This window comes from Streptomyces sp. McG3 (assembly GCF_018619185.1).
GTDB lineage: Bacteria > Actinomycetota > Actinomycetes > Streptomycetales > Streptomycetaceae > Streptomyces.
Map to the genome: position 1 here is coordinate 1 of NZ_JAAXYC010000031.1, position 24,964 is coordinate 24,964.

Below are 24,964 nucleotides of genomic sequence, written 5' to 3' on the forward strand. Positions count from 1 at the left end.
CGCCGGCCCCGCCCCACGAAACCACCCACCACGCCGCTGACGGAGATCCGGCGCGCGGGTCACCGGCCCGCCGGACTCCGAGAAGTCCCTGGACAACCGGTTCCACCGGCTGTTATGGATGGAAACAGAAGGACCTCGACCGGGAGATGACGCTCGTGCTCAGAACCACCGACCGCCCCGCGGAGTCGACACCCGCGCAGCCGGTCCTCCCCGCCGGCACCGATCCCCTGCTGCAACTCGCATACGAGACGCAGCCGCCCAGCGGCCCCGGCGCGACGCGCTGCCTCAGCCACCCTCGCGAACTCGCCCTTCGCGGGATCCCGGTGACGTGCACTGCCTGCCGCGCCCGGCGCGACTGGCTGCTCATCAACCACGGGCGCAACGTCTGGGTCTGCTGCCGCTGCAGCAACCAGTGGCTCGAACCCGAGATCAGCCGCGCCGACTTCGACGCCCTGATCGCGATCCCGGACGGAACGATCTACCCCAGCGTCGAGCAGGGCCTGGCCGCCTTGGGGTTCGACGGGGTTTTCGCCAGCACGTACCTCGACTAGGCGAGCGCGAGCGCAGAACGAGAAGGGGCGACACCGATTGGTGTCGCCCCTTCTCGTCATAACTGGTCAGTTGTCGATTCCGTCTCTCGGTAGCTGGCCCCGGAAGCTGCAGCCAGGGCACTCGTCCTCGCCCTGAGTGTGGCCCTCGTACCATCCATGGACAGCGGCGTGCAGGATCGCCTCCTCCACCGAGGCTTCACCGCTTCTGACCGACGCGATGGCGTTGCCGACGACGAGTCGGAGCACGGCGCTGTCCGGTGAGGGGAAGGGTGGCGATGGCATGGGTGAGGCGGTCATGCCCTGAGCCTAGAGGCCCAACCTGCCCTATTCAGAGGAACCGGCGTTCGAGCGAAGCTCGCCGGAATTGGTCAAGCGGTAGATGCTGAGCCGAACTGCAGCAGGGCGAAGCCCCAGTTCGCTCGCGAGAACGTCGACGGGCTGGTGGGGAGACGCTCGTAGTCGGTGGAGGACGGCGCGGTCGTTCGCGGCATCCTGGTACCGGCTGACGACGTAGGCACCGATGCCACCGGACGCTACGGCGAACAGAGCGACGCTGCAGACGGCGTAGTTGTCCTGGACAGCGGCGACGATGGCGGTGACCGCCCCGGCAGCGCTGAGCAGTGCCGAGCCTATGAACAGCCTGGTCATGAGGTTCCTCGCGCGGGAGGCGGTGTTGAGCCAGAGGGAGACAGGCTGCCCAGGCTGTTCCGGTTCCGGGCGGTGCGGACGCTGATGCCCCGGTGGGCAGCGCCTCCTCGATATCCCCAGAGCCGCTTTTCGTCGGACATCGGATCCTCCATGTCGGTCAGGACGAGAGTACGCATCAGGTGGCTGGGCGTACGGCAAGGCCGCCCCTGCCTGATCGGCGTGGGGCGGCCTTCTGCGGTTCGGTCAGATGTGGGCGAGGCGGTGCGAGAGGTCGAGGGCGGCGGTCGCGACCGAGAGGGCGGCGCAGAGGCCGAGCACCTCGTGGAGGGTGGGGCGGACCAGGTGCGGCCAGTCGTCCGGGGCGGCGGGCCAGGAAGCGAGGTGCACCTCGGTGGTGGCCAGGCCCAGGTGGGCGGTGACGTCCCAACCTGTGTGGGAGGCGGGCTCCCAGTGCAGGCGCACGCGGCCCTGAGGGAGTCTCGGGGTATCGGCGGCGAGCCAGGAGATGTCGAGCGGCCCTGACCTCTGACAGACGACCTTGTTCGTTTGCCAAGTGATCTTGATGACCAGTAGGTTTCTGCCACTTGATCTTGACCAGTGAGGTCTCGTCTGTGTGGGGGAGACCGTGGCTGTTGCCGCGCTGGCGTACGGCGATGCCGTCTTGTCGGCCTTTGAGCTGGGCTTCGTCGAGTCCGGGCAGTGCCGTCGGCTGCCGTTGGGCCAGGGCTGGAACCGTCGGTTCGAGAGGGCCGATCCGGTCCGGGAGTTCCGCTGGGCCAAGGGCGGGGAGAGTTTCGCCGGTCTGTACTACTCGGCCACGATGGGCGCCCACGTGGGCTACGAGTCGTGGCTGGAGCGGGATCGGCTGATCCTGCTGGACCGCGATCCCGACGTGGTCGGGATCGCGTCGCAGCCGTTCTGGCTGCACTGGCACGACGGGAAGCGGCGGCGTCGGCACGCGCCCGACTTCTTCGTGCGGCTGGGAAACGGCCGGGGCCGGGTCGTGGACGTGCGGGCCGGCGACCGGATCGACCGGGCGGCCGCCGAGTCGTTCGAGGAGACCGAGCGGGCCTGTCAGGCGGTGGGCTGGGAGTTCGTCCGTGTCGGCGAGCCGGATCCGGTGCTGATGGCGAACGTGCGGTGGCTGTCGCGCTACCGCCGGCGCCGCTGCGCGCGAGCGGACGTCGCCGAGCGGCTGCTGCGGGTGTTCGAGGAGCCGGTCCCGCTGAGGCCCGGGGCGGTGGGGGTCGGCGACCCGCTGCTGGTGCTGCCGGTCCTGTTCCACCTGCTGTGGTCCGGCGTGCTGCGTGCCGATCTTGAGGGCGGGCTGCTGTCATCCGACAGCCTCGTCGTGACGACGAGGGGAGAACGATGAGCGGGCTGCAGCGGCCGGTCGGAATCCAGGTCGGCGCCTGGGTGCGCTTCGCCGGGCAGGTCCGCGCCGTCGTAGGCGTCACGGCGAGGACGGTGACGCTGACGGACACGGAGGCCGGCCAGCGCGTCATGGCGGTGGAGGACCTGACGGGCGAGGCGGACTTCGCCGTCATCGATATCCCGGTCCGGATGCCGCTTCCGGCCTCGTCACGGCTGGAGACGTTCCCGGCCAAGGCGGTCGAGAAGGCGCTGTGGTGGGAGGGGCACATCCTCGAGGTGCTGCACGGGCGGCCTCCGGAGGCCGGTCCGGACACCACGCCGCGGCTGGAATATGGTCCGGACCGCTCGCTGACGGCCCGCCAGCGGGCCAAGGCCGCTGAGCTGACGGCGGCCGGCGACAAGGTGTCGGCCAGCGCGGTCGCCAACCTGCGGCGCCGCTACCAGGTCGAGGGCGTGCTGGGCCTGGTCGACCACCGCCAGGCCGCGAAGCGGCCCGCGTTCGGCTCGGTGGACGAGCGGGTAGTGGCGGCGATGCGCACGGCCATCAGCGAAGCCGTCGACGCCTCCACCAGGACGGGATCGTTCCTCCTCTGGCGGACCGGAGAGATCCTGCGCGAGACCCCTGGGACCCAGGATCTTGAGGTGCCCTCGGAGCGCACCCTCTACCGGCTGCTGGCGAAGCTGACCGACGGCACCCACACCTTCAGCGCGGCGAGCACCCGCCGCTCCAAGGCCCATGGGGCGAAGGCCCCGTTCGGCGAGCTCCCGGCGTTCGCCCCGGGCGAGGTCATGCAGATCGACTCGACCCCGCTGGACGTGATGGTCCTGCTGGACGACGGCGTCCCGGGCCGGGTCGAGCTCACGGCCATGATCGACGTGGCCACGCGGACACTGACCGCGGCGGTGCTGCGGCCCACCACGAAGGCGGTCGACGCGAGCGTGCTGCTGGCCCGGACGGTCACCCCGGAGCTGATGCGTCCCGGCTGGGCGGACGTGCTGAGGATGTCCCGTTCGGTGCTGCCGCACCGCCGGCTGCTGAGCCTGGACGAGCGCCTGGAGCACGCCGCGGCCCGCCCGGTGATCGTCCCGGAGATGATCGTCTGCGACCACGGGAAGGCGTTCATCTCCCGGAACTTCAAGTCGTCCTGCCGGTTCCTGGAGATCGACTTCCAGCCCGCGCACAAGGGCTCCGGCTTCGAGAAGGGCCACATCGAGTCGATGCTGGGCTCGGTGGCGACGCTGTTCGTCCAGTTCCTGCCCGGCTACACCGGCCGCAGCGCGGACCACCGCGGCCGCCACCCGGAGCGCGAGCGGATCTGGTCGCTGCTGGAACTGCAGGAGCTCCTGGACGAGTGGATCATCGCCCACTGGCAGAACCGGCCGCACGACGGCTTGCGCGACCCTGCCCACCCGGGCCGGCTGTTCACCCCGAACCAGAGGTACGCGGCGCTGGTCGAGGCCTGCGGCTACGTTCCCGTCGCGCTCACCGGCGAGGACTACGTCGAGTTGCTGCCCTCGGACTGGCGGGCGGTCAACGACTACGGGATCCGGGTCAAGAACCGGATCTACGACAGCCCCGGCCTGACCCCGATCAGGCGCCAGGACTCCGGGATCCGCGCCAAGCGCGGGCTGTGGGAGGTCCACCGTGACCCCTACGACGTCTCCCAGATCTGGGTACGCGACCACCGCGGCGAAGGGCGGCCGTGGATCCAGGCGACCTGGAAGCAGCTGCACCGGGCACCGGTGCCATTCGGCGATCTGGCCTGGGACCACGTCAGTCACCAGATGCCCGGCTCCACCGAGGCGGAGATCGCCGACGCCGTCGCCTCCTTGCTCACCCGGGCTCACGCCGGACCGGCGGGCGAACCGAAGCCCAAGGCGACCAGGCGCGACCGCAGGGTCGCCGCCCGGACCAGGGCGGCGGGGCCGTCGACCCCGCTGTCCGCTCAGACCGCTGACGAGCCTGCCCCCGCACCCGAGCCGGCGAAGGCCGAGGAGAAGCTCGCCGACGTGATCCCGCTCGGCCTGTTCGACCCGCTCGAAGATCCCTGGAGACGACGATGACGCTGCCGGACACCGACGACGCCGGGCAGCACCTGACTACGAAGGACGGCTGGCGCCGGTTCGTGGCCGGCGGCCCGAAGCCACCCCACATACCGGCACCGTCGCCGAAGTCGTACGCGAAGCTTCCCAGGGAAACCCGCCTGAAGCTGGACGACCTGCGCATCGACCATCACGCCCGCCTGATGGTCGTGGCCACCTCCACGGTCCGCCACACCGTCACCACGGGCCGCCGCCTGGTCATGCTCAACCGGCACGCGATCAGCGCCCGCCGGGGCCTTATCGTCTCCGGCCCGGCCGGCACCGGGAAGACCATCGCGCTCACCCAGCTCGGCCTGGCCCACGAGCTCAACGACCGTCACGTCCACCCCGACGCCCACGGCCGGATCCCCGTCCTCTACATCACTGTTCCCCCGGCGGCGACGGCCCGGATGATCGCCGCCGAGTTCGCGCGCTTTTTGGGCCTGCCGGTCCACCGCCGGCTCAACACCACCGACATCATCGAGGCCGTCGTCGGCGTCTGCACCACCGCCCGCACCGGCCTCGTGATCGTCGACGAGGTCCACAACATCTCCCTGACCACCCGCCAGGGAGCCGAGGTCTCCGACACCCTCAAGTACTTCTCCGAGCGCATCCCCGCGACGTTCATCTACGCCGGGATCGACATCGAGCACAGCTCGATCCTCTCGGGCACCCGCGGCGCACAGATCGCCGGCCGCTTCACCCTCATCCCGACCCACCCCTTCCCCTACAACGACGAGTGGAAGGGCCTGGTCAAGACGATGGAGGACACCCTGCTGCTGCACCGCCACAAGCCGGGCACCCTCGTCGGCCTGGACCGCTATCTCCACGACCGCACCGGCGGCATGATCGGCGCCCTCTCCCACCAGATCCGCGGAGCCGCGATCGACGCCATCCTCACCGGCACCGAGAAGATCACCCAAGCGGAACTCGACGCCATTCCCCTGGACGTCACCGCCAGCACCCAGGCTCCCCAGCCCAGGAGAACAACCCGGTGAACGGCCTGGAACGGCCAGTCGTGGAGCTTCCCATCCAGGTCTTTCCCCGTCCTTGCGAGGGGCCCGAGTCCTTCATTAGCCGTCTCGCCGAGGCGAACTACCTCAAGCCGGCCTACCTGAGCGCCTGCCTCAGCAAGCCGCCCACCGAACGCGGCACTCTCAGCTGGTCACGACTCGCCGCCGCGGCCGGACAGGACCGCCTCGAACTCCAGGAAGTCCTGGAGAGGACGCCGCCGCCCTCACCGGTCCAGTTGGTCTGTGAGTACTGCGGCAGGGCGCCCCGGAACAGCACCCCCGGGCCGCCGCCCTGGTGGTGTTCCGTCCGCTGCCGACGAAGAAGCGACCTCGTGAACAGCGCTCCCTCAAGCCGCGGCATCATTCCTGGCCAGCGCGAAACTCTCTCCTGCATTGCCTGCGGAACGCGATTCGTCAGATCCACGACCAAGCGGCGCGAGCACGACACATGCTCGCCACGCTGCCGGGAGAGAGCACGCCGCACGAAGCAAGCCGAACTCGACCTCTACGAGAACCCCTTCGCAGTGGAAGACGAAGCCTCCTGAACCGCGAGCAGTCGAAACCGCCCGGTCGAGCCACCTGACTCAGGCGTTGCGGTGCAGTACCCACATGTACTGGCCCGAGCCACCGATCAGCGTCTCGGGCCTGACCTTCTTGCCCGCGCACCCGGGGATCAGGACGTAGTCGGAGTTGTCATACCGGACCACTACCGCCGAGTCGTCGATGCGCCACGTGAGCGGCGTGGCTTCGTCCTCGACGTTCGCCGCGAACTCGCCGGTACCGTCTGCCTTCAATTCGACGAGGGCCCGCTCGCCGTAGTAGGCGCCGACGATGTTGGCTGAGGTCTGGCCGCAGACCGGAGAGTCCGCCTGCGCTGTCGTGGCGATGCCTGCGACAAACCCGGCGAGCAACAGCGCAGCACCCGCTCCCGCCAGTACCGGCACCCGGTGGGTCTTCTTCACGGTGATTCGGGCGAGCACGGCGGCCTCCGGGGTCAGGTGTTGGCTTTCCTCGGCTCAACGAGATGAAGAGGACCGGGTAACGCGAGGCTCATCCTGTGGCGGCGTTGTGTCCGGTGTTGCGCTGAACAGGCGATCAGACTCTCCTGGCAATCGGTCAAGATCACTTGTCAGAGGTCAGGCCCGTCGGGCAGGCCGGAGACGCGTTGGACGAGCGCACCGCGCACGTCGTCTGGCATCGGGCGTACGGCAAAGCGGTGCAGCGGAAGGGGCTGCGGTGAGCGGGATCGCGGCGGGATATGAGCCTCCGAGGTGGTTCGTGTGACGGTCAGGCCCAGGCCAGGGCATCGCTGACGGAGGGCGGGAGGTAGTCCTCCTGTCCGTCGTCGGCGATGAACGCTTTGCCGTCCCGGACGACGATCTCGGCTCCCAGGTAGTGGGCGAAAGGGAAGTCGGGGTTGATGGCGAGGCGGATCGGCAGGCCGGGGTCCAGGTCTTGGAGCTGGCGGAGCAGGTGTCCGACGGTCAGGTAGTGGGGCAAGAGGACCTCCGAGAGCGGTACGGGATGAGGGGTCAGGATGCCGAGGGGGCGTTCTGCCCCTCGGCGTGGCTGGCGAGGTGCCGCTTGCGGCACTCGTTGACGTAGCCCTTGCCGGATTCCTCCTTCTTCCAGCCGCAGGAGCAGACGGCGCGGGTGTACGCGCGGCCGGGGCAGTCGGTGTGGAGCGGCTTGCCGGAGCTGGTGTGCTTGTGGTCCGCCGGGCAGGGAGTGCCGTCGGCGTGATGGTTGGTGAGCGGGGCGCGGAAGGTCATGGTGAGGCGGCTCCTCGTGGGAGGTGTAGACGGGCATCCGGAGCGACAGGTGTGGGGAGCACGCCGTCATGCGAAGGCGTCGCGCCGCCGCTGGCGTGCCACGGCGCGACGGGCGGCCCGGTGACGGAGGAGTCAGTGGGCCAGCCGGTAGAGCCGGGCCGGAGCGGAGGGTCCGGTCTCCGCTATGACCAGGCCGTCGGTGATCAGGCGCTGAAGCGAGCTGGCGACGCGATCGTGGTTCAGCCCAGTAGCGGAACTGATCTTGGAGAGGGGTGCGTTGGGGTTCGCGGACAGGCAGGCGACGACACGGGTGTCGCGTCGGCGGAGGTAGTCCTGGAAGATCCCGGCGGTGTACACCAGCAACACCCCGCAGCAGACCTGAGGGATACCGCGCGAGGCCATGCCGGAGCCCGCGATGGCGTCGTACGCCGCGAAGACGGCGGTGCCGGAGCCGACGATGTGGTTCGCGATTCTCACGAGGTCATCGGAGTAGAACGTCATTTCAACGCCTTTCGGTCAGGAAGAAGAGGATCGGCGGGTCTGCCGGGGTGGGCGGGTCGTTGTCGGCTCGCTCTGGTCGTTCGGCGGTCAGTGCGAGGAGTGGGCGACGAGGGCGGCGAGGAATCCGGCGACGGCTTCGGAGGGGGTGTGGATGCCGAACTCCTGAACCCACGGAGCGCCGTCGGCGGGCAGCACCAAGACGCGCCAGACGATGTCGCGCTTCCAGGCGGCGGGGTCTTCGGGGAGCCAGCCGACGTAGACGTGACCGTCCGGGCTGGTTGCGTGGACGTTGGCCTCCGGGGTGTCGACGACGGCCCAGCCGAGGCTGTTGAGGAGGCCGAGAACAGGACCGGCGCAGTGGTCGGAGGAGAGCCAGCAGCGGTCTTCCTGGGCCGGCCGGACGACGGCGGGCAGGAGGGTGGTGGAGGTGGTCACGGTTGAACGATCCCTTCGTTGACCTGCGGTTTTCCCAACACCCGTACGTTGACATGGGATGTGGCGGAGTACGTAGTCGATTCCCAGGAAGCGGCGTCTGCCGTGGGCGAACTGGCCGACGCCATCAGGGCCGTGCGCCGGGAATGGAACGGCGAAGGGAGTTGTCGTACTGGGGTTGCGGCAAAGGGCCGCACGGGGTCGAAGGGGGAGCAGGGATGGCGAAGCCGAGCAGGCACGAGGTCGGGACCGGGCTGGAGCACAAGGTCTGCGCCGCCGGGCGACCGTGGACGGTGGGCGACATCGCGATGGTCGCCGACGGCCAGTGGGCTGTCGGCGTCCAGACGGAGGCGCGGTGGGACGACGGCGAGGTGGTCCTGGACCGCAGCGCTGACGGACATCGCGTCGAGTTGACGGTGGAGGAGCTGGCCCGCGCGGTGGGCTCCGGCATCTGGATGCGCACGGTGGACCAGAGAGATCCCGCCCACCGCGACGAGGACCACGATTGATCGATCAGCGACCTGGCCCCGGGCCAGGCGCCGGCGGCCCGACGACGGCCGGAGGAGCGGGCTGGTCCGGTATCTGGCCGAGGACGTGTTGATCGCGCCCGGAGCGGGCAACAGCGGCCTGCGCCAACCGGGTTGCTGGGGCCCGGTCCGCCGTCGCGGCGGCTTCACGCGCCTGGACCACAGGGCTGATCGCCTGAAGGGCCGTAAGGCTTTCGGGTTGGGCGACGCGAAGGTCGGCTGCGGAGCTGGTGATGCGTCGCAGGTCGTAGAAGGCCGGTGCGCGGCCCGGCCGGGTGAGGGCGTGCAGGCGCTCCTGGTGCACGGCCACGGAGCTGTCGGCGGTGACCAGGAGGGCCGAGCGGATGTGCATGACCGAGCGTAGGAGAGGGCCGTCGGTCGGGCGGCGGACCGCGATCGACTCCAGAGCTTCGATCGGACGGCCCCAGGCTTCCTCGATCATGGCTGTGGCCTGGTCGAGTGCGGTGGCGTCGGGCATGGCGGAACTCCAGGTAGTCGAAGGGGGGTGGAGGCGGTGCTCCGGAAGAGGAGCAGGGGTCAGCGGCTGCGGCGCGGGGTCGACGCGCTGGCCGACGGCCTGGCCGCGAGAGCAGGCGCGGGACTCCCGGACGGGTTCAGGGCCGAAGCCGACGTGCGGCTTCGGGCGGCCATGACCCGGAGGTCGGCGGCCGTCCGGGGGAATCGCGCGGCGCGTTGGACGGCCTGCGTGACAGCAGTGCGGCGTACGTCGAGGGGAGTGGGAGCCCGGGGAACCTGGGGCGTGCTCGGGGTGACGGGGGTGAGTGAGACCAGGTGTGCCACCTCACGGTGGATCTGGTGGCGCTCGCGTACCACCGGGGCTCGATCGGCCATGACGGCTGCCGTCGCGGCGATCAAGTGGGTGGGCGTACGGGCCGAGAAGATGGCCTCCGCACGGGTGCCCCAACCGGGTGGACCCGACCAGAGGGTGACGGCTTCGTCATCATGACGGGAGAGACGGTTGTCGATGAGGACGCCTGCTTGTCCGTCCGGGGCGATGATCTCGGCGGTGCCGAGTTCGGCCCCGCCGTGGCGGGTCCAGTCGGCATCGGTCAGCGGCTGGACGGCGTCGGCCCAGCGGTATGACGGGCTCGCCAGATAGCGCCCGTTGCCCTCGTACGCATCGGCTTCGGCGTAGTCGTGAGCGAGAGCGGTGGTCAGCCCGGCGACGATCTCGGCCGGGGTGACATGGTTGAAGGTCGCTGTCCAGCGGGGTGAGGAGACGGCTTCCTCGGATGCGGCGATCTTCCACAGCTCGAAGTCGTCGCCGAACCAGCCGATACGGATCCTCTGGTCGGGCGACGTGACGAGGAGCTGGCAGGGACCGTCATCGAGGTAGTGGTGCGGCCAGTGAGCGACAGGGGCGAAGCCGGCGTCTCCGGCCCCGTTGGAACCGGCCAGGTACATCGGGCTGACCAGTACCTTCTGGTACAGATAGTTGTCGTTGGGCTGCTGGACGCTCATGGTCGAGACTCCGGGCACGTAGGAGGGGAACGCACCCGCGTAGCCAGCAGGGTGAAGTGCTGGGGCGCACGCGGACGCGGTGGCAGCGGTGAGACGGCACTGGCTCTCAGCACCAGCACCCGGATTACCGCCCCCGGCCTGGGGCCGATCGGGCGGTGACAGCCGCCGACACCCGCAGTTGCGGCTGTGGCGCGTGGCTGAAGAGGTCGTTCGGTGCGGCGGCACTTCGACGTAGGGCCGCTGCGGTCCGGGCACCGTCCCCCGTCAGCGGGACATTCGTATGGGTCCGCGTGGCCGCTGCGACGCGGACTGGGCTCGGCGAGGTCTTGAACATGGTGACGGGTTCGCTCCAGTGCTCGACGGTCGCGTAGACGGCTCCCAGCGCCTGACCGGCATCGGTCAGCGTGTAAGGGTCGCCGTGGCGCGGGCCTGTTCGGGTGATCAAGCCCGCAGCCTGAAGCCGGGAGAGCTGCTGCCCGCTCAGGCTGTTGCTCAGGCCAGCCTCCTCGGCGATGTGGGCGTATCGCATCGGGCCGCCCGCGTCGAGGAGCTGAATCACGGCGGTCGAGTGCCGATGATGTAGACGGCGTAGTGCGTCTTCGACGCGTTCGGCACCGGCCATCTGGCCGAGCGGGAGGTAGGCATGGGACCAGTCCGAAAGGGTGTGGAATACGGGAGCCAGTGACTTGCCGAGCGTGCTCAGCCGGTACGGAGCACCGCGACGGTCGTCGTCCCGAGTGACCAGCCCGTCAGCGCGCATCGTGGCCAGACGCTTGCCGATGAGCTGCTCGCTGACGAAGGGAAGCTGGGCGGCGACGTCGCGGATGCGCATGGGATGGTTCTCTTGGGCCAGGGTCATCGCCGACCAGGCGGTCCACTTCGGCCACAAGAGGGAGAGCGCGTCCTCGACGCGTTGAGCATCGACCGCGCCGATGGGGAAGGCGGGGCGCTTCATCCGGGTGGACATGGGCGCGTCCTTTCTGGAAGGGGTCAGCGGGCGGGGTTGCGCACCGTCGGGGTGGCAGGCCGAGCGGCGGAGTTGGCGAGGGGCCCGGGGCTCGCCGGGGCGTGGCTACGGCCGAGGGCTGCGGACACGCGCGATGTCGCCGTACGTGCCGCGCGAAGGGCGGCTTCGCCGTGGGACGTGAGCGAAAGGAGTTGTCCTGGCCGGTGCGGGTTCTCGCTGGTGTCCTGGTGCAGTAGCCCGTCGGCGACCATTCGGCGGACGGTTGAAGGAAGCGGCTGCGGGCGTCGGCCCGTCCCGTCAGATAGGTAGGGCTCCTCGCCGATCGCGGTACGGCAAAGGCGCAGACCGCCAAGTTCGACCACTTCGAGAGCCTTGAGCTGACGATCGCCCTCGATGGCCCAGTCGTCGTCCCTGCCGGAGCGCTGTTCCCGGTTGGCCTCGTGGGAATTCGTCGTCGAGTGCTCGGGCTGAAGGCGCTGGTACGCGGAGACGGCGTCGATGAGCTGGTCGTAGGCCCGACCCTGCTTGGTGAGGAGTTCTCCGAGCTTCGGAATCGATGTCCGCAGGAGCGCGTACGAGACGCGGGCCCTGCCGAGTTCGCCGCGCCCGATGGGTTCGAAAAGCCGGAGAGCATCCTTGGCCGCAACCGTCACCCGGTCGTGTCGCTCGTTCAGCTCGTACGCGGACGCGATCACCCGAGTCGAGGCTCGGTACAGCGGATCGGCAGGGCGATAAGTGGCGTTGAGCATGTTGACGTTCGAGATACCGAGTGTGTCGGCGACGAAGTGCGTACCGGGCTCGGTGTTCGGGTCGTAGGGGTTCACTTGGCCGTCTCCATCCGGGCGAGCAGAGAGCGGACCAGCGTAGGAAGGCTGTCGGGACCGTCGCCGAGCCGGACGTGGTCGGTCACCTCGTCGAGGACGTACGTAGCGTCTTCGAGAAGGCCGCCGGAGATTTCCATGCAGGCGTCGGTGATCCGGGAGGCTGCGAGCAAGGACTCGGAGAGCACCTCGACGTAGTCGTCCGGCGCGAGACCGGCGGCGTTGGCCGCAGTACGGATCGCCTCCAACTCCAGCGCGCTGAAGCTGAAGTCATGGCCCTGCTCCACGCTGGCCGGTGCGGAGAAGGCGGGGTCCGGTGGTTCCGTGGGGATGCCGACGCGTGTGCAGATCCGGTCGACCGAAGCGGTCAGCTCGGCCAGGGACTCGGTGAGCCATCCCAGGGCGGAGGCGTACGAGGCCAGGGTGAAGAGACCTGCCGGCGTAGTGGGGAGCGGGTCGTCGGCCACGAACCCTTCGAGCCGGTCGTTCAGCTCGCAGATCACCTGGGGCCCGGCGGACAGAGCACCGAGCACGGGGTGCAGGTAGGAGCGGCTGGCGGCCGTCGGATAGTCGGCGGTGAGGATCCCGGAGACGCGGTGCGCAGCATCGGTGAGCAGGCTCGCCAGTTCGGCACGCGTGAGCGGGGCGTGATCGGAGGTCATCGCTGGGGAGCCTTTCGAGAGGCAGAGGCCGGAGACTGGACTGCTGTTGGAGAGGTCGACGGAGCAGCCGTCGACTGGTTCGCAAGGGGCGAGCGGGCGCGGGCGGCCTGCACCCGGGCCGCCGTACGGGAGTCCGCCTCGGTACCTCGCTCAGGGCCGGTACGGAGGTGAGCGGAGCGGTAGACCGCGTAGTCCTTCCGGCTTCCGGCGGCAACGAGGTAGACCTCGCGTTTGTGGTTCGAGCTGGGCGGGGCCGGGCGGAACTGGATGACCATCCGGTAGGCGACGGACGGATCCACGTACACCTTGTGGTATCCGGCGAGACGCCCCTTCAGGGGTAGGCAGTCGTCGCTTCCGTGGACCAGGTTCTGCAGCTCCAGCAGCGCCAGATCACGGATGCGATCGGGAAGGTTCCGCAGATCCTCAATGGCGTCGGGATGCGCCGCGAAGGCGAAGCGGGCGCTCACAGCAGCCTCCCCTGTACCGAACGCTGTACCGGTACGGCTGCCGCGGACTGGTGGGCACCAGAGGCGGTCCTCGGTATCTCGGAGCCGCCTGCCGAGCGGGCGAGGGCGGCACGGGTCCGGAGAACGGCAGCTTCACCGAGGTGTTCCGGTGGCTGCGGCAGCGGGGTGCTGCGGTCGTCCAGCCAGCGGAGAGCGGTCTCCTCATCGGGGAAGGCACCCTCGCGCAGCGTGTACGTGTGGGCGTTGGAGTCCCCCTCTTCGAGGAAGAGGCGAACGGGTGCCTGAGCGGCCTCACCGTCACGGGTCAACGTCCATGCTTCGCACGGGTCGTAGTCCGAGGTTTGGCTCTCGATGACCTCGTACCGCGCGCCTGACTCCCGGATCTGTGCCTCGATACGAACGGTGAGATCGTCGGCGGGAGTGGAGAATCCAGCGCCTACTTCGGTTATCTGCTCGGGTGGGCAGCCGTGCTCGATCAACCAGTTCTGGGCGAAGGGGACCGTGGCGTGGTAGGCCGTCTCCATGGTGAACGTGTTGAGGCTGAGATCCCGCGCCACCTTGATCGCGGCTACCTGCGGCTCGCCGGGGACACCCCACGTGACCGACCCGTCGTGAGCGACGACGTAAGAGTGCGAGCCGTGAGGAGCAGTGTGGTGCTCGGTCAGGACCCTCAGGTCGCCTGACCAGAACTGCTGCTCCGCGTACTCGGAGTCAGCGTCGGCGGGTGCAAGATCGTCGAGGTGAAAGTCGAGTTCCGTGCTCATTCCGTCGCTTCCGACTGTTCGGGCGCCGGGGTGACCAGCACTCGGTGGTTCGGCCGGGTCGGGCTCGTCGTACACGCGGCGAAGGGGCCGTCGGGGGCCCGGAGGTGGACCAGCGCCTGGTCCAGGTGGTCGCGGTGCCAGGTCGAAGGACCTGACAGGCCGGCCTCGGTATCAGTGAGCTGCTGCCACGCGAGCCAGAGCGCGTGCAGCCGGGCGACGGCCTCCGGGTGTTCGTCCCACCGCGCGCACCACGGACGGGAGGAGCTGATCTCTCGGCCGTAGACGGGGAGGAGGAGGTAGTTCACCCAGTCGCTGAGTGCGGTGAGTTCGGCGGCGTACGCTTCCCCGCCCAGGGCGAGGATGAACACCGAGGCGGGGCCCTCCCCCTGCGCGGCGTCGGCCGCCTCGGCTTCCGGAACGTCATCCGTGTGCTGGCTGGCAACGGGTACGGGGTCGGAGCCGAGGCGGTCGAGGAGGGCGCCGTGCTGCCTGACCTCGGCCATGGTCTTGGCGAGGGTGCTGGCAAGGTCGTCGAGATCCCCGTCGGGGATGCGGAACGGCTCGGGGCCGGGGGTGGTCGGGCTGGTGTCGGACATCGGGGCGTGCTCCATCTGTGAGACGGCGACGTGCCCGAGAGGATCCGGAGAATCCGCGGTTTGGCGCGGCCGGAAAAGTCCGGTAGTAGGGGGCTATCCGCCCGCGCAGCGAGGACAGCGAGGGAAGGGCGGTGCCATCAACTGCATTGCCCGATTCGCTTGTTGAGGGACGACGCCGTTGCCGAGCGCGGTGAGCTGCGCCGGTCGTCCGAGTCCCGGCGTGGCGGTGACCCAGCCGTCGTCGAGGCCCTGCAGCCATTCCACGAAGTCGGCACGGAGCCGACCGGCCGCATCGGTGGGCTCGGGGACGGGACGGGTGAGCATCTCCCATCGGGTGATCGCTGCTGCGTACGGCCCCCATCGCCGGTCCGCTCCGCGGACTCCGTCGACTCCTCCGTCCAGAGCGGCAGGACCACCGCCGACAAGGGAGGACGCCACCCCTTCCCCGGGCGGCGGCCCGGAGTCCCCGTGTCGCTGGCCCTCGGCGTGGGCAGCAGCGACGCCGCCGCACTGGGCAGGGTCATGTCCCCGTTGCCGTGCCGCTGGTTCGGCGAGCCCTTGATTCCGTCCGACGCCTTCGGGGTCGGCAACAGCAGCCACTCGACCTCGTCGGCCAGGTTCGGACCGTGCCCCCCGCTCTTCCGCTTCGACGGATGCTGCGAGCCGCCGTTCTTCCCGATGTTGCTGGTCGGCGTCTTCAGCAGGGTCTCCGGTGGGCCAGGCGGCGAGGAAGGTCCGCTCGCGGCGGTGCGGGGCCCCGACGTCGGAGGCACGAAGCACGAGCCACTTCGCGTCGTACCCGAGGTCGGCCAGGGATCCGAGTACGGCACCGAGTGCCCGCAGAGGAGGCTGACCTGCGGTGTCTCCCAGACACCACGGGCAGAATTCCACGTCGCCAGGGGAACCGGCGGGGGAGGTGAGGAGGCCGCGCACATTCTCGATCACAACCAGGCAGGGACGGAGGGCCTCGACCGCACGGGCGACGTGCAGCCAGAGCCCGGAGCGGGTCTGGGCGTTGAGACCGGCCCGACGGCCGGCGACCGAGACGTCTTTGACAGGGGAAGCCGGCCGTCAGGACACACACCCGGGGAACGAGGGACCAGTCGACGGCTGTGATGTCGCCCAGGTTCGGGACGCCCGGCCAGTGGCGGGCCAGGATGCGCGAGGCGTTCGGATCAACCTCGGCGTGCCAGGCCAGCGTCCCGCCGAGGGCGGACTGCACGCCCAGGTCCAGCCCTCCGTACCCCGAGCAGAGCGACCCGATGAGCGGAGGGTGCACGATGGCGGTCCGCATGTCACCGCCCCCGTGCGGTCCGGCTCGAGGCAGCAGCCGCCGGTGGAACGGTGGAGGGAGCTGCGGCGGGAAGCGGGGCCGCGGTCGTGGACCGGCTGCGGGCGGCCCGGAGCTGCCGGGACGGAGGCGACGCCGCTGCCGCCGCAGCGTAAAGGGAGTAGGAGGCGTCCCGGAGGGACGCGTCCGCCAGACCGAGCGCGTCACCTATCACCAGCGTTGCCGCTTCGCGCGCATCCATCGCGTCGGGCTGGTCGCGCAGGTGCTCGGTTCGCTCAAGGAAGGAGAGCTGGTGCGCCACCGAGCCGAGCGCGGAAGCCACCTCCCCGGCGGGCTCCACAGCGACGGCGAAGCCCATGACGACCCTGGCCGTGTGATCGTCCAGGTCCGGAGACGCGGTGCGGAAGAGGATCTCGTCGCCCAGGGCGGTGATCCTCTTGCCGAGTTCCGAGATCTGCTTGGCGACCGTCACGCTGTCCGGTCCGCGGAGAGGATCTCCGGGGATCGGGAGCTTGCCGCGTAGAGCGTCGAAGTTCTCGGCTGCGGAGCGCAAGGCTCGGGCGTCGGATACAGGTGTGGTGTTCACGATGAGGTCCAGTGGAGAGGAGTGACGTACGGGGGAGGCTTCAGCTGGGGCCGAGGGACCGTGGTCGTACGGCGGCTGACCTGGGCGCACCTCGGGATAGCGCCGAGGGCGGCGAGGGAAGGCTTGGTGAGCTGCGGGCGAGGGCGGCCTGCACCTGGGCGGGGCGAGGCACGTTGTCCGAAGGAACTGGGGCCTTCGGCGCCGGAGACGGGTCGCCGGTCGCCAACTGCCAGCGGGTGCGCACCTCGTCGAGCGGACCGAGCGCGTAGAGCGCGTGGTTGATCAGTGGCCCGGGGCCCAGGGCCTCGACCTGGGCCAAGGCTCGGACGGCGCGGGCGGAAGCGGCTGCGGTGCGGGTCACGGAGGACCGCATGACCCGTTCACCCAGCCATTCCGCGCTGCCGGGGCCTACGCCGTCGCAGATCGCGGTGAGCTGCTCGCCCGACAGCGTGCCGTCCGCCAGAAGGCCCCGCCGCTGGGCTTCCCAGAGCAGGGTGATCCGGTCGATGGGCTCGCCCCGGTGGTGCAGGGCACCGAGACACCGGTAGAGCTGCCCGTGACCCGGGTCGGCGAAGTCCCCCGGCCGCAACCAGCCCACCACCTCCTCCATGCCCTTCGGCTGCTCGGCGAGGACGGCGAGCAGGAAACGCTCGTCCTCGGCAACCTGGTCGGCCTGAACCGTCGGCGTGGTCGGAACGGTGGTCGGCGGGGCAGGCGGCGCGACCGGACGCGGTTCGGTACCCCAGCGCCGCGCGAGATCGGTGAGCACCCCGGCCAGGACATCCGCCGACCGCAGCGCACCCTCGGCCTCTCCCCGCAGGACGTCGGCCCGAGCCGCCTGGTGGAGACGGATCGCGTGCTCGGCAACGGTCCGGTGGATCGCACCCTCCAGCACCATGCGGCCGTACACCGGAGCATGCTCGGGACGCGGGCAGGCCGAGACCAGGGTGTGGGCGTACACCGCGGTCAGCCCTCGGACGTGACGGTCGGCCTCGACGACGGAGTCGGTCACCCACGACAGAGGCACCGGACCATCAGCCGCTGCCGCCGGGTGACCGTCGTGTCGGAGCTTCCGCAGCGCGGTGAACAAGGCCCGGTGAACCGGACGGTCGAAGTGATCGGGCGCGAGCCAGTCCAGGTGCGCGAGCTGGTTCGGGTCGAGCAGTACCGAGCCGAGGACTGCCTGCTCCGCCCGCAACAGCGGGTTCATCGTCGCCCTCGGCTACGAGAAGCCAGCGGATCGCCCTGCGCGGTGCGCAGAATGGCGACCGACTGGTCGGCGGCGGCCATCAACGCGGCGAAGCGGTCCAGCTCGCCGGTGAAGGCCGGATCGGTAGCGATGACCGAACCCGAACCGACGACTAGGCACCACTTGCCGTCACGCCGTACGGCCGGCGACCCGGCGAGCCGTCCGGAGCGAGGCACGGAGAAGGGCACGGAGGAGTAGTTACTGCGCGAGGACACGATGGGACTCCAGAACGCGGGGAGGTGGGGGCGCCCGACTGCCTGGACGAGGGCGCCGGGATCGGCAGGGAACAGCGGTCCGGCTCGCCGTTCTCCGGGGTGGCGTCCGCGACGGCGTCGAAGACGTCGACCGTCGCCCCGAACGCTCGTGGACAGTGCCCCGGTCGATCGGTGCCTGATCCAGAGGCCGCCGGCTGCTATGCAGAAGCGCCTCGGGGACGGGGCGATCATGCCGACAGCTCGAAGTCGTCGTGGCCGATGGTCTTGGCGAGGGCTCGCTCGGTGATCGCCTTCGTGGCACGGGCGGAGGCCGGCCCGACGACCTTGGCGGAGGGCTCCTTGTACCAGGGCCTGAGGTTGAGCATGGCGACGCGGATCCCGGTGGCCAGCAGCAGCACCTTGCCCTTCGGGAGGGCGCGGATCGCGTCGGGCGGCAGGATCCGCTCGGTACGCATGCTCACCGAGGTGGACTTGCCACCCTCGCTGGTCGACACCGAGGTGGTCTGGACGTCGTGGTCACCGACCTGCCGACTGAGACGATCGGCGAAGTCGGCGTCATCAATGCCCGAACCGATGATCTTGACGGTGGCGGCGGAGTACAGGGCGTCCATCCCGGCCTCGCCCCAGCACCGCTGGCCCTGCCGATAACTCTGCAAGATCGTCATCGGGATCACGCCCCGGCTGCCCAAGTGACTGTAGAGATCGGGGAGATCGGAGATGCGGCAGACGTTCGCGGCCTCGTCGAGGACGCACAGAGCAGGCGGGTCGAGCCGTCCGCCGGAGCGCTCGGCGACGATGACCGCCGCGCGCATGACGGCGTCGGCCGCCGCCGCGATGATCGCGCTCGCGCTTCCGCCGCCGTCCTTGCTGAGGAGGTACAGCGTGTCGCGAGACGTGGCGAAGGCGAAGGGCTTGAACTCGGGGAGGTCCTCGTTCGGCGTGACCCAGGCGGCGACATCCAGGTCGAGCAGGCAGCTCGCGTACTGCCTCGCGGTCTCGAAGATGCCGTCGCGGGTTTCGGTTGCGCCGGAGACGGTGCCCTGGAGCTGGGCGGCGACCGCGTCGTGGCCGGCGTCGGTGAGCAGGTCCACCGGGGTGCGGTCGGCCGGGGTGGCGAGCCAGGCCAGGACGTCGGTGATCGGCCGCCGGTGGCTGGCGGCGGCCAGGAACAGCGCGCCGAGGGTGTTGCTCGCGGCGGTGGACCAGAAGTCGGAGCCCGACGACTCGTCCACGCTCGCGGAGACGAAGTGCCCGGCCAAGCGTTTCGCCCCAGCCAGGTCGCGGGCGTCGGCCAGGATGTCCCACCACATATCGCGCGGGTGGTGCGCGATCTGTTGCGGATCGAGGGTCCAGACGGTGCCGACCTCGGCGCGGGCGTCCACCGTCGCGGTGAAGGCGTCGTTCGCGGCCTTGTTACTGGTGAGCAGGACCGGGCCGGGAGCCGAGAGAATTGCGGGGATCGCCAGTCCGGATGTCTTCCCGCTTCGGGGAGCCATGATCGCGACGATCACGTCCTCCCAGGAAGCCCGGACCTCGGCCCGACCGGGGTCGAGGGTGCCGAGCAGGATGCCGCGGTCGGCGGGCGCGACCTCTTTTACGCTCCCGGTCGCTGAGGGAGGGGCGGAGGCTCTTCGCCTTCGCGGTGCTCTCCTTGTCCAGCAGCGGCGCCAGCTCGCCCTTCCGGACGAGGCCGGTCCTGGAGCCGGAGCGCCAGCGCATCCATAGCACGAGGCCGGTGGTGGCCAGGGCCAGGGTGATCAGGCCGGGGACGAGGCGGGCGCCGACCAGCAGCGCGGTGGTGCTCAGGGTCGGCCACAGCATCTCGGGGTGCAGCAGGGCGTCCGTCGCGCGGAACGGGATCCACGGTCCGGTGCCGACAAGGGAGTTGGTGACGTTGCCGGTCAGCCAGGCGAGGGAGCCGAAGGATATGGCGGCGCCGAGGACGCCGAAGAGGAGGTAGAGGAGCGCGTCCGACCCGGTGGTGGTCGAGGGCGCACTGGTACGTGGGGGCACGGCGGTTCCTTGAGGATGCGAGCGGGCGATGGCGGGGCGCGCTCGGCTCTCTTGTCGTTCACGGGTCTGCTCCTTGACGGCCGGAGGGGAACGTTTCAGCGCTGGTGACTGGCAGGCCGTGCCGTGGGCGGGGGCGGCGTGGCGGGCGCCGGGGCACTGGTCTCGACACCGGCCTTGGCCGCGACTGGCGAGACCTGGAGGGCGACTGCCTGCCGCCGGACCTCGGGATCGAGATTCCCCTCGGTGGTGCGAGCGACCAGGTCCGGGGCGACCGAGCCGGCACCGAAGACGTCGTCGAGCAGTTCCCGGCTCCGCAGGGTGCGGACCTTCTCGTGATGCCGGAGGTCTGCCCGCTCGGCCGGGCACGCGGCGACCCCGTCCGCAGCGACCGCGAACTCCTCGTGGACGTCGCGGAGCATCTCGTGGGCGGCGGCCAGTACCTTCCAGGTCTCCCAAGTGGGGTGCTAGACCTCAGGGTCGGCGGGAAACTCCAGGCGGTCACGGGTCCAGTCGGCGGCAGCGGCGACGAGTTCGGTCAGTTCAGGCAGAGCCCCGACCAGCGCGCCATTGATCTCCTCGATGATCCCGGCCACTTCACCGGGCGTGGCGTCCTCGTGAAGACGAGAGATCATTCCGCGGACGGAGTACGGATCGGCGGAAGCGCTGGGCAGGTGCCGGGCCTGCAGTGGGCTGTCGGAGCCGGGCGCCTCGCTGCGCCGGGCGAGCCGGATGTTGTGCTGCATGGCAGCGCCGACGGCCTCGCCGATGCTGGCGTAGTGCTCGGGCATGTTGCCCTCCTGGGTAGTGGTCGTGGACGGGCGAGTCGACTGCGGGCGCGCGACGGGTCGGCGGCTGGCGGCGGCCAGGACGACCTGAGTCACAGTCGGGGGCCTGGCGCGCGCGGCGGGAGGCTGGCCGCGCTGGGCTGCGTCGATCGAGAGTCGGGAGACGCGGAGACCTGAGCCTTGGCCGCTGCAGGCGAAGCGGCGACGGCGGCGCCTCGGAACTGGGGGAGCCATCGAGAGCGCGTCTGCGCCTGGTCCGAGGGCTGTTGCGCACGGCCGACACCGAGCAACTCGTCGTCCGAATCAACGAGTTCCGACATGGCCGAGTGGACGAAGTCCTCGGCGAAGCCGAACCGGTCGGCGAGCTGGAACGCCTCATCGTCGAGATCGGTGATCTGCTCGCCTGCCGCCTCCAGCGCCTCCCGGATGCGCTCCAGCGCGCCGTGCTCGGGATCGAGGAGGTGGTCGAGAGCCTGCTTCAGGTCGGCGCCGGTCTCGGCGGACCTGATCTGTTCGGTGAGCCGGCGGAGTTCTGCTCCGGCGGCGTAGGGCCCGAGCAGATTCGCCGAGGTGAACGCCTTGGTGGTGTCCAGGGCGGGGTCGAGGTCGACACCGTAGCGAGCGGCGCGGAGCATCTCGGCAGCGTGGGTGGCGATGGCCGCCCGGTCATCGGTCGGGGTAGTGGTGGGGAGGCGGTGACGTCGGCCGTACCAGTCGTCGATCTGCTGGAAGCCGGCGTGCTTGAGGAGTGTGGCGGACAGGTCGTCGCTGGCGCCCTTGGCCGAGACGCTGCCGCTGGGCTCGGCGGTGATGGTGATGGAGGGGGAAGGCATGCGGGTCTCCTGGGTGCCGGGCGTCGATTGCGGAGCGATGGGCAGGTGGCCCAGCTCGGCGGCGAGAAGATGGCACTCGGATTGCAGACGGAAGGCGTCGCGATAGCCGTTGTGGAGGCTTCCGTCCTCGCGAGCGATGGTGGCCACGACGTGCACCTGCCGTGGCCGGTTACGTACGGCGATCCACCGACAGGCATCCGGATCACCTTCCGGAGCGATCCCGGTGACGTCCACCAAGCGCCGGGCGACAGCGGCCCACTGCGAGTCGGTGAGGTCCGGCTGTCGAGGATCGGAGCGAACCGAGCAGACCCACGTCGGCTGCGCGGGTACACGAGTACCGAGCCGTTCGACGGGTGCGTCGAGGGCGTGCGCCAAGTAGGGCAGCGAGCCGGGCTCGGCAAGCAGTTCGATCGGGGCTCCGTGACCTTCGCCCGCGATCAGCCAAGGGCTGACGTGGTCGCCACGTTCGCCCGGACCGTACAGGTACGAGAGCAGCCCCACGGTGTTGCTGGCACGCTGCAGGTGTGCGATCACGGCGTCTACCTCGAAGGAGTAGTGGACACGAGCCGGGTGTTCGGGTCGTCAGACGAAGAGGATCCGCAGAATCCGCGATTTGGACCGGCCGGAGCTCGCTGGTAGATGCCGCCGCCTATCCCGAGGCATCGGGGCCACGTGAGGCGACACGTTCGAGTGCGCCTGGCTGCCGCTGGTACGTGTCGAGGAGCGGAGGCGGGGTCGTCAGAAGTGAGGGTTCTCCGTCGGCCGGTCGTCCTCGGTGGCGGCCTGGAGCAGCTCGGCGAGGTCTCCGGGCTCGGAGGAGCGCTGGTCGATCCACCAACCGGCGCGAGTGACGAAGCGCGCGGCCTCCTCGATCGCCTCCCACTCCCTCTCATCGGTTTCCCCTTCGAGGACCAGGGCGGTGTAGGCAGCGGCGAGGATCTGGTGACGACAGCGCACGCCCCAGGCGACGGCCCGCTCGGTACCCTCCAGCGGAGGCATCCGGTACTGCTCCGACCAGGCTTCCGACTCGGCCTGCTCTTCGGCTCGCTTGGCCTCCAGCCAGGCCGCCTTGTCCTGCCCGTCCCGCTCCTTGGCGGCCCGCCAGCAGTCCGTGCACTCCTGCTCGGCGAGCCATTCGGCGAAGCCCGCGCGGCGATCGGCCGCCCGGCCGGACAGGTCGCGCTCGGTGTGGTGGCCGCACGAGTGGGTGATGGGCCAGATGGTCTTCACAGCCATGAGAACTGCTCCTTACGGAAGGTGAGTTAGCGATTTCGGGAGAACGCGATGCGCGGGGCGACGGGGCGACCCGAAGCTCCGGAGGCAGCGACGGCGGGAGTCGGCGCCTTGTCCCGGAGGCCCGAGCGCGCTGGGCTCGCTGCGAGCGCGGCGGCGTTGCGAGATTTGTTGGGCGTGGCGCCCTGACCGGGGAGGAGGCGCTCGGCGCTCGTGGGCGCGGGAGCGCGGCGCAGCGCCGCGTCGTGGGCGAGGCGGGGATGAACAGCGACCTGGAGACCGGACCGCTGCATCGCCACCGTGGCGCTGGCGACCTTCTGCACGGACTCGGTGCGGTCGGCGGTGACGGGCAGCGTGTAGATGTCCAGATTCGGGTCCAGCCGCCAGCCGTGCTCCTCCAGGATGAGCTGGCCGCCGAGCGCCGAGGAGTGGTCGCTGGTGGCCGCAACGATGCCGAGCTGCGGATGCTCGGCGAACGCCACCTCGGGATCTGCGCGCGGGGCCCGGCCACGGGTGGAATTGGCACGGGACGCCAGCGAGGGGTCGTACGCGGCGTCCACGTCGACCTGGTAGCCGGCCTCGCGCAGCAGCGTGACTGCCCGGGAGGTACGCCCCGGTCCGTCACGCTGCTGATCAGCCAGTGCGTACAGCGTCGGCTGGTCCGGTACGGGGTGGAAGTCGAACCGAACCAACATCCACGCGGTGGAGACGAGTTGCTTCGGGTTCGCGGCGACGATGCCGTGGTCAGGGTGGTGACCGAAGGCGACATCGGGAAGTGATTGGTAATGGGTGGGCATGGTTGATCCATCCGGTGTGGGCGTGCAGGGCAGGGGCCAGGTCCGGGATGGCTCTGGTGGTACGAGGCACGGAGGACTCCGAGAAGGGAGGCGATCAGCGACCGGGGGCGGACGAGGGGCGGGCCGGAGGTACGGGGCGAACGGCCGCCGCCGTGGCAGGGAGTGCCGAGGAAGCACAACGCTGCGCAGCCGTCGGCGAGGGCGCGAGAGCAGCACGTACCCGTGGTGACGCAGGCGTCGACGCAGCGACCTGGTTCTCGCGGACCCGGTTCTTCCCGGGGCGCACGGCATGGCGGTCGGCCAGATCGCCGCGTATCGCGCGCAGCTCGATCGCGTAGGAGTCAAGGCTCTCAGCGATGGTACGCAGACGCTGTGCGTAGCGGTGATCGGCTGGTTCGCCGAACCCTTCCCACCACTCGGCCGTCGTGTCGAGGATCTCTACGACCCGCTGAAGAACGCCGTCGCCCGGGGCGGTCACTTCGCTCAGGTTGGCGACCATGTCGCGCGTATGCGTCGACGCCTGGATGTGTTTGGCCAGAAACCCGAGGCGGTCGCCGAGGCTCGTCTCCGGGATCAAGGGGGGAGGCATCTCGTGTTCCAGCAGGTCAGGGTCGCACGAGATATCGAAGCCGTCGGCCCGCAGCATGTCGAAGGCCCGGGTCACCACCAGCCGCTGCTCCTCCGGGTCGGTCATGGCAGAGGGCAGCCGGTGGTAGTGCCCACCGCCGAACTCGACAGCGGGGACGAAGCCCACGCGGTGGAGCACCGCGTCGGCGGCGATGTCGTGAGCGAACCGTTTCGGCGTCGGTCGTGGAGGTACGCCGAGCTGATCCAGACGGGTGTCGACGGCGGCCAGCAACCTTGTGACGTCGCCGCGGTGCCGGGCGTGCGGGCCGTCCGGCTCCGAGTCGTAGATCACTTCGTAGGCTGCTGGCTCATCGCTGCGGTGGCGGGTGACGAGCCAGCTCTCGGGATACCCGGGTGGGTGCTCGCTGGACGGTTCCTGCGGCGGCGAGATGATCACGTCGCTGCCGTCTGGAAGCGAGGCATGGACGAAGTAGTCGCTGAGGCCGTACTCGACGGTGCAGACCAGGCCGCGTTGCCGAAGGGGGGAGGTGAGGTGCCCGTACCCGCGTTTCTGCTCCGGGTCGCTGTCCGGCGCCCGTGAGGCAGCGGGCCCGCTTGTACGCGCGGTGACACGCGCGCCCTCCCGTTGGAGGGTAACCAGGGGCTGATCGGGGGGCATCGATGGTCTCCGTGGCTGAGCGCCCCAGAGTCGACGACACGGGTCAACGTGAGGGGC

30 protein-coding genes and 2 pseudogenes are annotated in these 24,964 nt (G+C 70.0%); 5 read left to right on the forward strand and 27 right to left on the reverse strand.

Annotated features, from left to right (window positions below; all coding sequences use genetic code 11):
• Positions 1–146 precede the first annotated feature (146 nt).
• Positions 147–551, forward strand: coding sequence for a hypothetical protein (locus HET64_RS07885; protein ID WP_215103335.1), 405 nt, complete (start codon positions 147–149; stop codon positions 549–551).
• 324 nt (positions 552–875) lie between these two features.
• On the opposite strand, the gene HET64_RS07890 is transcribed toward HET64_RS07885, so the two are convergent.
• A complete protein-coding gene (locus HET64_RS07890) occupies positions 876–1,199 on the reverse strand; it encodes a hypothetical protein (protein ID WP_215103336.1) in 324 nt (107 codons plus the stop codon).
• A gap of 243 nt (positions 1,200–1,442) precedes the next feature.
• Positions 1,443–1,661 (reverse strand): esterase, encoded by a 219-nt coding sequence (locus tag HET64_RS07895; RefSeq protein WP_308369898.1) that lies wholly within the window; start codon positions 1,659–1,661, stop codon positions 1,443–1,445.
• A 151-nt stretch (positions 1,662–1,812) separates the two neighbouring features.
• Between HET64_RS07895 and HET64_RS07900 the strand changes: the two genes are divergently transcribed.
• The 3 genes from HET64_RS07900 to HET64_RS07910 are packed head-to-tail and all read left to right on the forward strand — an operon-like array spanning position 1,813 to position 5,653.
• On the forward strand, positions 1,813–2,574 hold the full coding sequence (locus tag HET64_RS07900; protein WP_308369899.1) for a TnsA-like heteromeric transposase endonuclease subunit: 762 nt from the start codon (positions 1,813–1,815) through the stop codon (positions 2,572–2,574).
• Entirely contained in the window at positions 2,571–4,637 is a 2,067-nt protein-coding gene (locus tag HET64_RS07905; RefSeq protein WP_215103338.1) for a Mu transposase C-terminal domain-containing protein, read from the forward strand. Before HET64_RS07900 ends, HET64_RS07905 begins: the two co-directional genes overlap by 4 nt.
• Positions 4,634–5,653, forward strand: a complete 1,020-nt coding sequence (locus HET64_RS07910) for an ATP-binding protein (protein WP_215103339.1) — start codon at positions 4,634–4,636, stop codon at positions 5,651–5,653. The genes HET64_RS07905 and HET64_RS07910 overlap by 4 nt, the downstream gene beginning before the upstream one ends.
• Before the next feature lie 599 nt (positions 5,654–6,252).
• On the opposite strand, the gene HET64_RS07915 is transcribed toward HET64_RS07910, so the two are convergent.
• The 5 genes from HET64_RS07915 to HET64_RS07935 form a co-directional block, all read right to left on the reverse strand.
• Entirely contained in the window at positions 6,253–6,648 is a 396-nt protein-coding gene (locus HET64_RS07915) for a hypothetical protein (protein ID WP_215103340.1), read from the reverse strand.
• Between the two features lie 307 nt (positions 6,649–6,955).
• Complete coding sequence (locus tag HET64_RS07920; RefSeq protein ID WP_215103341.1) at positions 6,956–7,168, reverse strand: hypothetical protein; 213 nt, start codon at positions 7,166–7,168, stop codon at positions 6,956–6,958.
• Between the two features lie 32 nt (positions 7,169–7,200).
• The gene (locus tag HET64_RS07925) at positions 7,201–7,440 is read right to left on the reverse strand and encodes a hypothetical protein (RefSeq protein WP_215103342.1); all 240 of its coding nucleotides are present in this window, start codon (positions 7,438–7,440) and stop codon (positions 7,201–7,203) included.
• Positions 7,441–7,572: 132 nt separating this feature from the next.
• On the reverse strand, positions 7,573–7,917 hold the full coding sequence (locus HET64_RS07930) for a winged helix-turn-helix domain-containing protein (RefSeq protein WP_308369901.1): 345 nt from the start codon (positions 7,915–7,917) through the stop codon (positions 7,573–7,575).
• 111 nt (positions 7,918–8,028) lie between these two features.
• Positions 8,029–8,376 carry a DUF317 domain-containing protein gene (locus HET64_RS07935; protein ID WP_215103344.1) on the reverse strand — a complete coding sequence of 116 codons (348 nt, stop codon included), beginning with the start codon at positions 8,374–8,376 and terminating at the stop codon, positions 8,029–8,031.
• Between the two features lie 215 nt (positions 8,377–8,591).
• On the opposite strand from HET64_RS07935, the gene HET64_RS07940 reads away from it, so the two are divergent.
• The gene (locus HET64_RS07940) at positions 8,592–8,882 is read left to right on the forward strand and encodes a hypothetical protein (RefSeq protein WP_215103345.1); all 291 of its coding nucleotides are present in this window, start codon (positions 8,592–8,594) and stop codon (positions 8,880–8,882) included.
• Between the two features lie 4 nt (positions 8,883–8,886).
• Here the strand turns inward: HET64_RS07940 and HET64_RS07945 are convergent, their stop codons facing one another.
• From HET64_RS07945 to HET64_RS38875, 20 genes and pseudogenes are all read right to left on the reverse strand, one after another.
• Positions 8,887–9,378 (reverse strand): hypothetical protein, encoded by a 492-nt coding sequence (locus HET64_RS07945; protein ID WP_215103346.1) that lies wholly within the window; start codon positions 9,376–9,378, stop codon positions 8,887–8,889.
• A gap of 59 nt (positions 9,379–9,437) precedes the next feature.
• On the reverse strand, positions 9,438–10,382 hold the full coding sequence (locus tag HET64_RS07950; RefSeq protein WP_215103347.1) for a DUF317 domain-containing protein: 945 nt from the start codon (positions 10,380–10,382) through the stop codon (positions 9,438–9,440).
• Positions 10,383–10,506: 124 nt separating this feature from the next.
• Positions 10,507–11,349, reverse strand: coding sequence for a helix-turn-helix domain-containing protein (locus HET64_RS07955; protein ID WP_215103348.1), 843 nt, complete (start codon positions 11,347–11,349; stop codon positions 10,507–10,509).
• 23 nt (positions 11,350–11,372) lie between these two features.
• Entirely contained in the window at positions 11,373–12,173 is an 801-nt protein-coding gene (locus tag HET64_RS07960) for a large ATP-binding protein (RefSeq protein ID WP_215103349.1), read from the reverse strand.
• Positions 12,170–12,832, reverse strand: a complete 663-nt coding sequence (locus HET64_RS07965) for a hypothetical protein (RefSeq protein WP_215103350.1) — start codon at positions 12,830–12,832, stop codon at positions 12,170–12,172. The genes HET64_RS07960 and HET64_RS07965 overlap by 4 nt, the downstream gene beginning before the upstream one ends.
• Positions 12,829–13,299, reverse strand: coding sequence for a hypothetical protein (locus HET64_RS07970; protein ID WP_215103351.1), 471 nt, complete (start codon positions 13,297–13,299; stop codon positions 12,829–12,831). Before HET64_RS07970 ends, HET64_RS07965 begins: the two co-directional genes overlap by 4 nt.
• Positions 13,296–14,063, reverse strand: coding sequence for a glycosyl hydrolase (locus HET64_RS07975; RefSeq protein WP_215103352.1), 768 nt, complete (start codon positions 14,061–14,063; stop codon positions 13,296–13,298). The genes HET64_RS07970 and HET64_RS07975 overlap by 4 nt, the downstream gene beginning before the upstream one ends.
• Entirely contained in the window at positions 14,060–14,659 is a 600-nt protein-coding gene (locus HET64_RS07980; RefSeq protein ID WP_215103353.1) for a DUF4913 domain-containing protein, read from the reverse strand. Before HET64_RS07980 ends, HET64_RS07975 begins: the two co-directional genes overlap by 4 nt.
• 93 nt (positions 14,660–14,752) lie before the next feature.
• The gene (locus HET64_RS07985) at positions 14,753–15,649 is read right to left on the reverse strand and encodes a DNA cytosine methyltransferase (RefSeq protein WP_374105546.1); all 897 of its coding nucleotides are present in this window, start codon (positions 15,647–15,649) and stop codon (positions 14,753–14,755) included.
• Between the two features lie 121 nt (positions 15,650–15,770).
• A pseudogene (locus HET64_RS38855) lies at positions 15,771–15,953 on the reverse strand (DNA cytosine methyltransferase); the annotation flags it as partial.
• A 1-nt stretch (position 15,954) separates the two neighbouring features.
• Complete coding sequence (locus tag HET64_RS07990) at positions 15,955–16,536, reverse strand: hypothetical protein (protein ID WP_215103354.1); 582 nt, start codon at positions 16,534–16,536, stop codon at positions 15,955–15,957.
• A 40-nt stretch (positions 16,537–16,576) separates the two neighbouring features.
• Positions 16,577–17,746 carry a DnaB-like helicase N-terminal domain-containing protein gene (locus tag HET64_RS07995; RefSeq protein WP_215103355.1) on the reverse strand — a complete coding sequence of 390 codons (1,170 nt, stop codon included), beginning with the start codon at positions 17,744–17,746 and terminating at the stop codon, positions 16,577–16,579.
• Positions 17,743–18,000 carry a hypothetical protein gene (locus HET64_RS08000; protein ID WP_308369905.1) on the reverse strand — a complete coding sequence of 86 codons (258 nt, stop codon included), beginning with the start codon at positions 17,998–18,000 and terminating at the stop codon, positions 17,743–17,745. Before HET64_RS08000 ends, HET64_RS07995 begins: the two co-directional genes overlap by 4 nt.
• 227 nt (positions 18,001–18,227) lie before the next feature.
• Positions 18,228–20,013: pseudogene (locus tag HET64_RS08005) on the reverse strand (type IV secretory system conjugative DNA transfer family protein).
• Positions 20,014–20,108: 95 nt separating this feature from the next.
• Entirely contained in the window at positions 20,109–20,432 is a 324-nt protein-coding gene (locus HET64_RS38860) for a hypothetical protein (RefSeq protein ID WP_251144958.1), read from the reverse strand.
• Between the two features lie 45 nt (positions 20,433–20,477).
• A complete protein-coding gene (locus HET64_RS38865) occupies positions 20,478–20,801 on the reverse strand; it encodes a hypothetical protein (protein ID WP_251144959.1) in 324 nt (107 codons plus the stop codon).
• 89 nt (positions 20,802–20,890) lie between these two features.
• Positions 20,891–22,165, reverse strand: a complete 1,275-nt coding sequence (locus HET64_RS38870; protein ID WP_251144960.1) for a hypothetical protein — start codon at positions 22,163–22,165, stop codon at positions 20,891–20,893.
• Between the two features lie 204 nt (positions 22,166–22,369).
• Entirely contained in the window at positions 22,370–22,867 is a 498-nt protein-coding gene (locus tag HET64_RS08025) for a hypothetical protein (protein WP_215103357.1), read from the reverse strand.
• Positions 22,868–22,893: 26 nt separating this feature from the next.
• Entirely contained in the window at positions 22,894–23,661 is a 768-nt protein-coding gene (locus HET64_RS08030; RefSeq protein ID WP_215103358.1) for a hypothetical protein, read from the reverse strand.
• Between the two features lie 94 nt (positions 23,662–23,755).
• On the reverse strand, positions 23,756–24,907 hold the full coding sequence (locus HET64_RS38875; protein WP_251144961.1) for a hypothetical protein: 1,152 nt from the start codon (positions 24,905–24,907) through the stop codon (positions 23,756–23,758).
• Positions 24,908–24,964: the final 57 nt, after the last annotated feature.

Bases quoted from the DNA above. Each gene is read 5' to 3' on its own strand.
- HET64_RS38875 (WP_251144961.1), bottom strand. From the start codon at position 24,907: ATGCCCCCCGATCAGCCCCTGGTTACCCTCCAACGGGAGGGCGCGCGT.
- HET64_RS07965 (WP_215103350.1), bottom strand. From the start codon at position 12,832: ATGACCTCCGATCACGCCCCGCTCACGCGTGCCGAACTGGCGAGCCTG.
- HET64_RS07980 (WP_215103353.1), bottom strand. From the start codon at position 14,659: ATGTCCGACACCAGCCCGACCACCCCCGGCCCCGAGCCGTTCCGCATC.
- HET64_RS08030 (WP_215103358.1), bottom strand. From the start codon at position 23,661: ATGCCCACCCATTACCAATCACTTCCCGATGTCGCCTTCGGTCACCAC.
- HET64_RS38865 (WP_251144959.1), bottom strand. From the start codon at position 20,801: ATGCCCGAGCACTACGCCAGCATCGGCGAGGCCGTCGGCGCTGCCATG.
- HET64_RS07945 (WP_215103346.1), bottom strand. From the start codon at position 9,378: ATGCCCGACGCCACCGCACTCGACCAGGCCACAGCCATGATCGAGGAA.
- HET64_RS07955 (WP_215103348.1), bottom strand. From the start codon at position 11,349: ATGTCCACCCGGATGAAGCGCCCCGCCTTCCCCATCGGCGCGGTCGAT.
- HET64_RS07975 (WP_215103352.1), bottom strand. From the start codon at position 14,063: ATGAGCACGGAACTCGACTTTCACCTCGACGATCTTGCACCCGCCGAC.
- HET64_RS07995 (WP_215103355.1), bottom strand. From the start codon at position 17,746: ATGAACCCGCTGTTGCGGGCGGAGCAGGCAGTCCTCGGCTCGGTACTG.
- HET64_RS07950 (WP_215103347.1), bottom strand. From the start codon at position 10,382: ATGAGCGTCCAGCAGCCCAACGACAACTATCTGTACCAGAAGGTACTG.
- HET64_RS07940 (WP_215103345.1), top strand. From the start codon at position 8,592: ATGGCGAAGCCGAGCAGGCACGAGGTCGGGACCGGGCTGGAGCACAAG.
- HET64_RS07885 (WP_215103335.1), top strand. From the start codon at position 147: ATGACGCTCGTGCTCAGAACCACCGACCGCCCCGCGGAGTCGACACCC.
- HET64_RS07890 (WP_215103336.1), bottom strand. From the start codon at position 1,199: ATGACCAGGCTGTTCATAGGCTCGGCACTGCTCAGCGCTGCCGGGGCG.
- HET64_RS38860 (WP_251144958.1), bottom strand. From the start codon at position 20,432: ATGCTCCGCGACGTCCACGAGGAGTTCGCGGTCGCTGCGGACGGGGTC.
- HET64_RS08025 (WP_215103357.1), bottom strand. From the start codon at position 22,867: ATGGCTGTGAAGACCATCTGGCCCATCACCCACTCGTGCGGCCACCAC.
- HET64_RS07910 (WP_215103339.1), top strand. From the start codon at position 4,634: ATGACGCTGCCGGACACCGACGACGCCGGGCAGCACCTGACTACGAAG.
- HET64_RS07925 (WP_215103342.1), bottom strand. From the start codon at position 7,440: ATGACCTTCCGCGCCCCGCTCACCAACCATCACGCCGACGGCACTCCC.
- HET64_RS07905 (WP_215103338.1), top strand. From the start codon at position 2,571: ATGAGCGGGCTGCAGCGGCCGGTCGGAATCCAGGTCGGCGCCTGGGTG.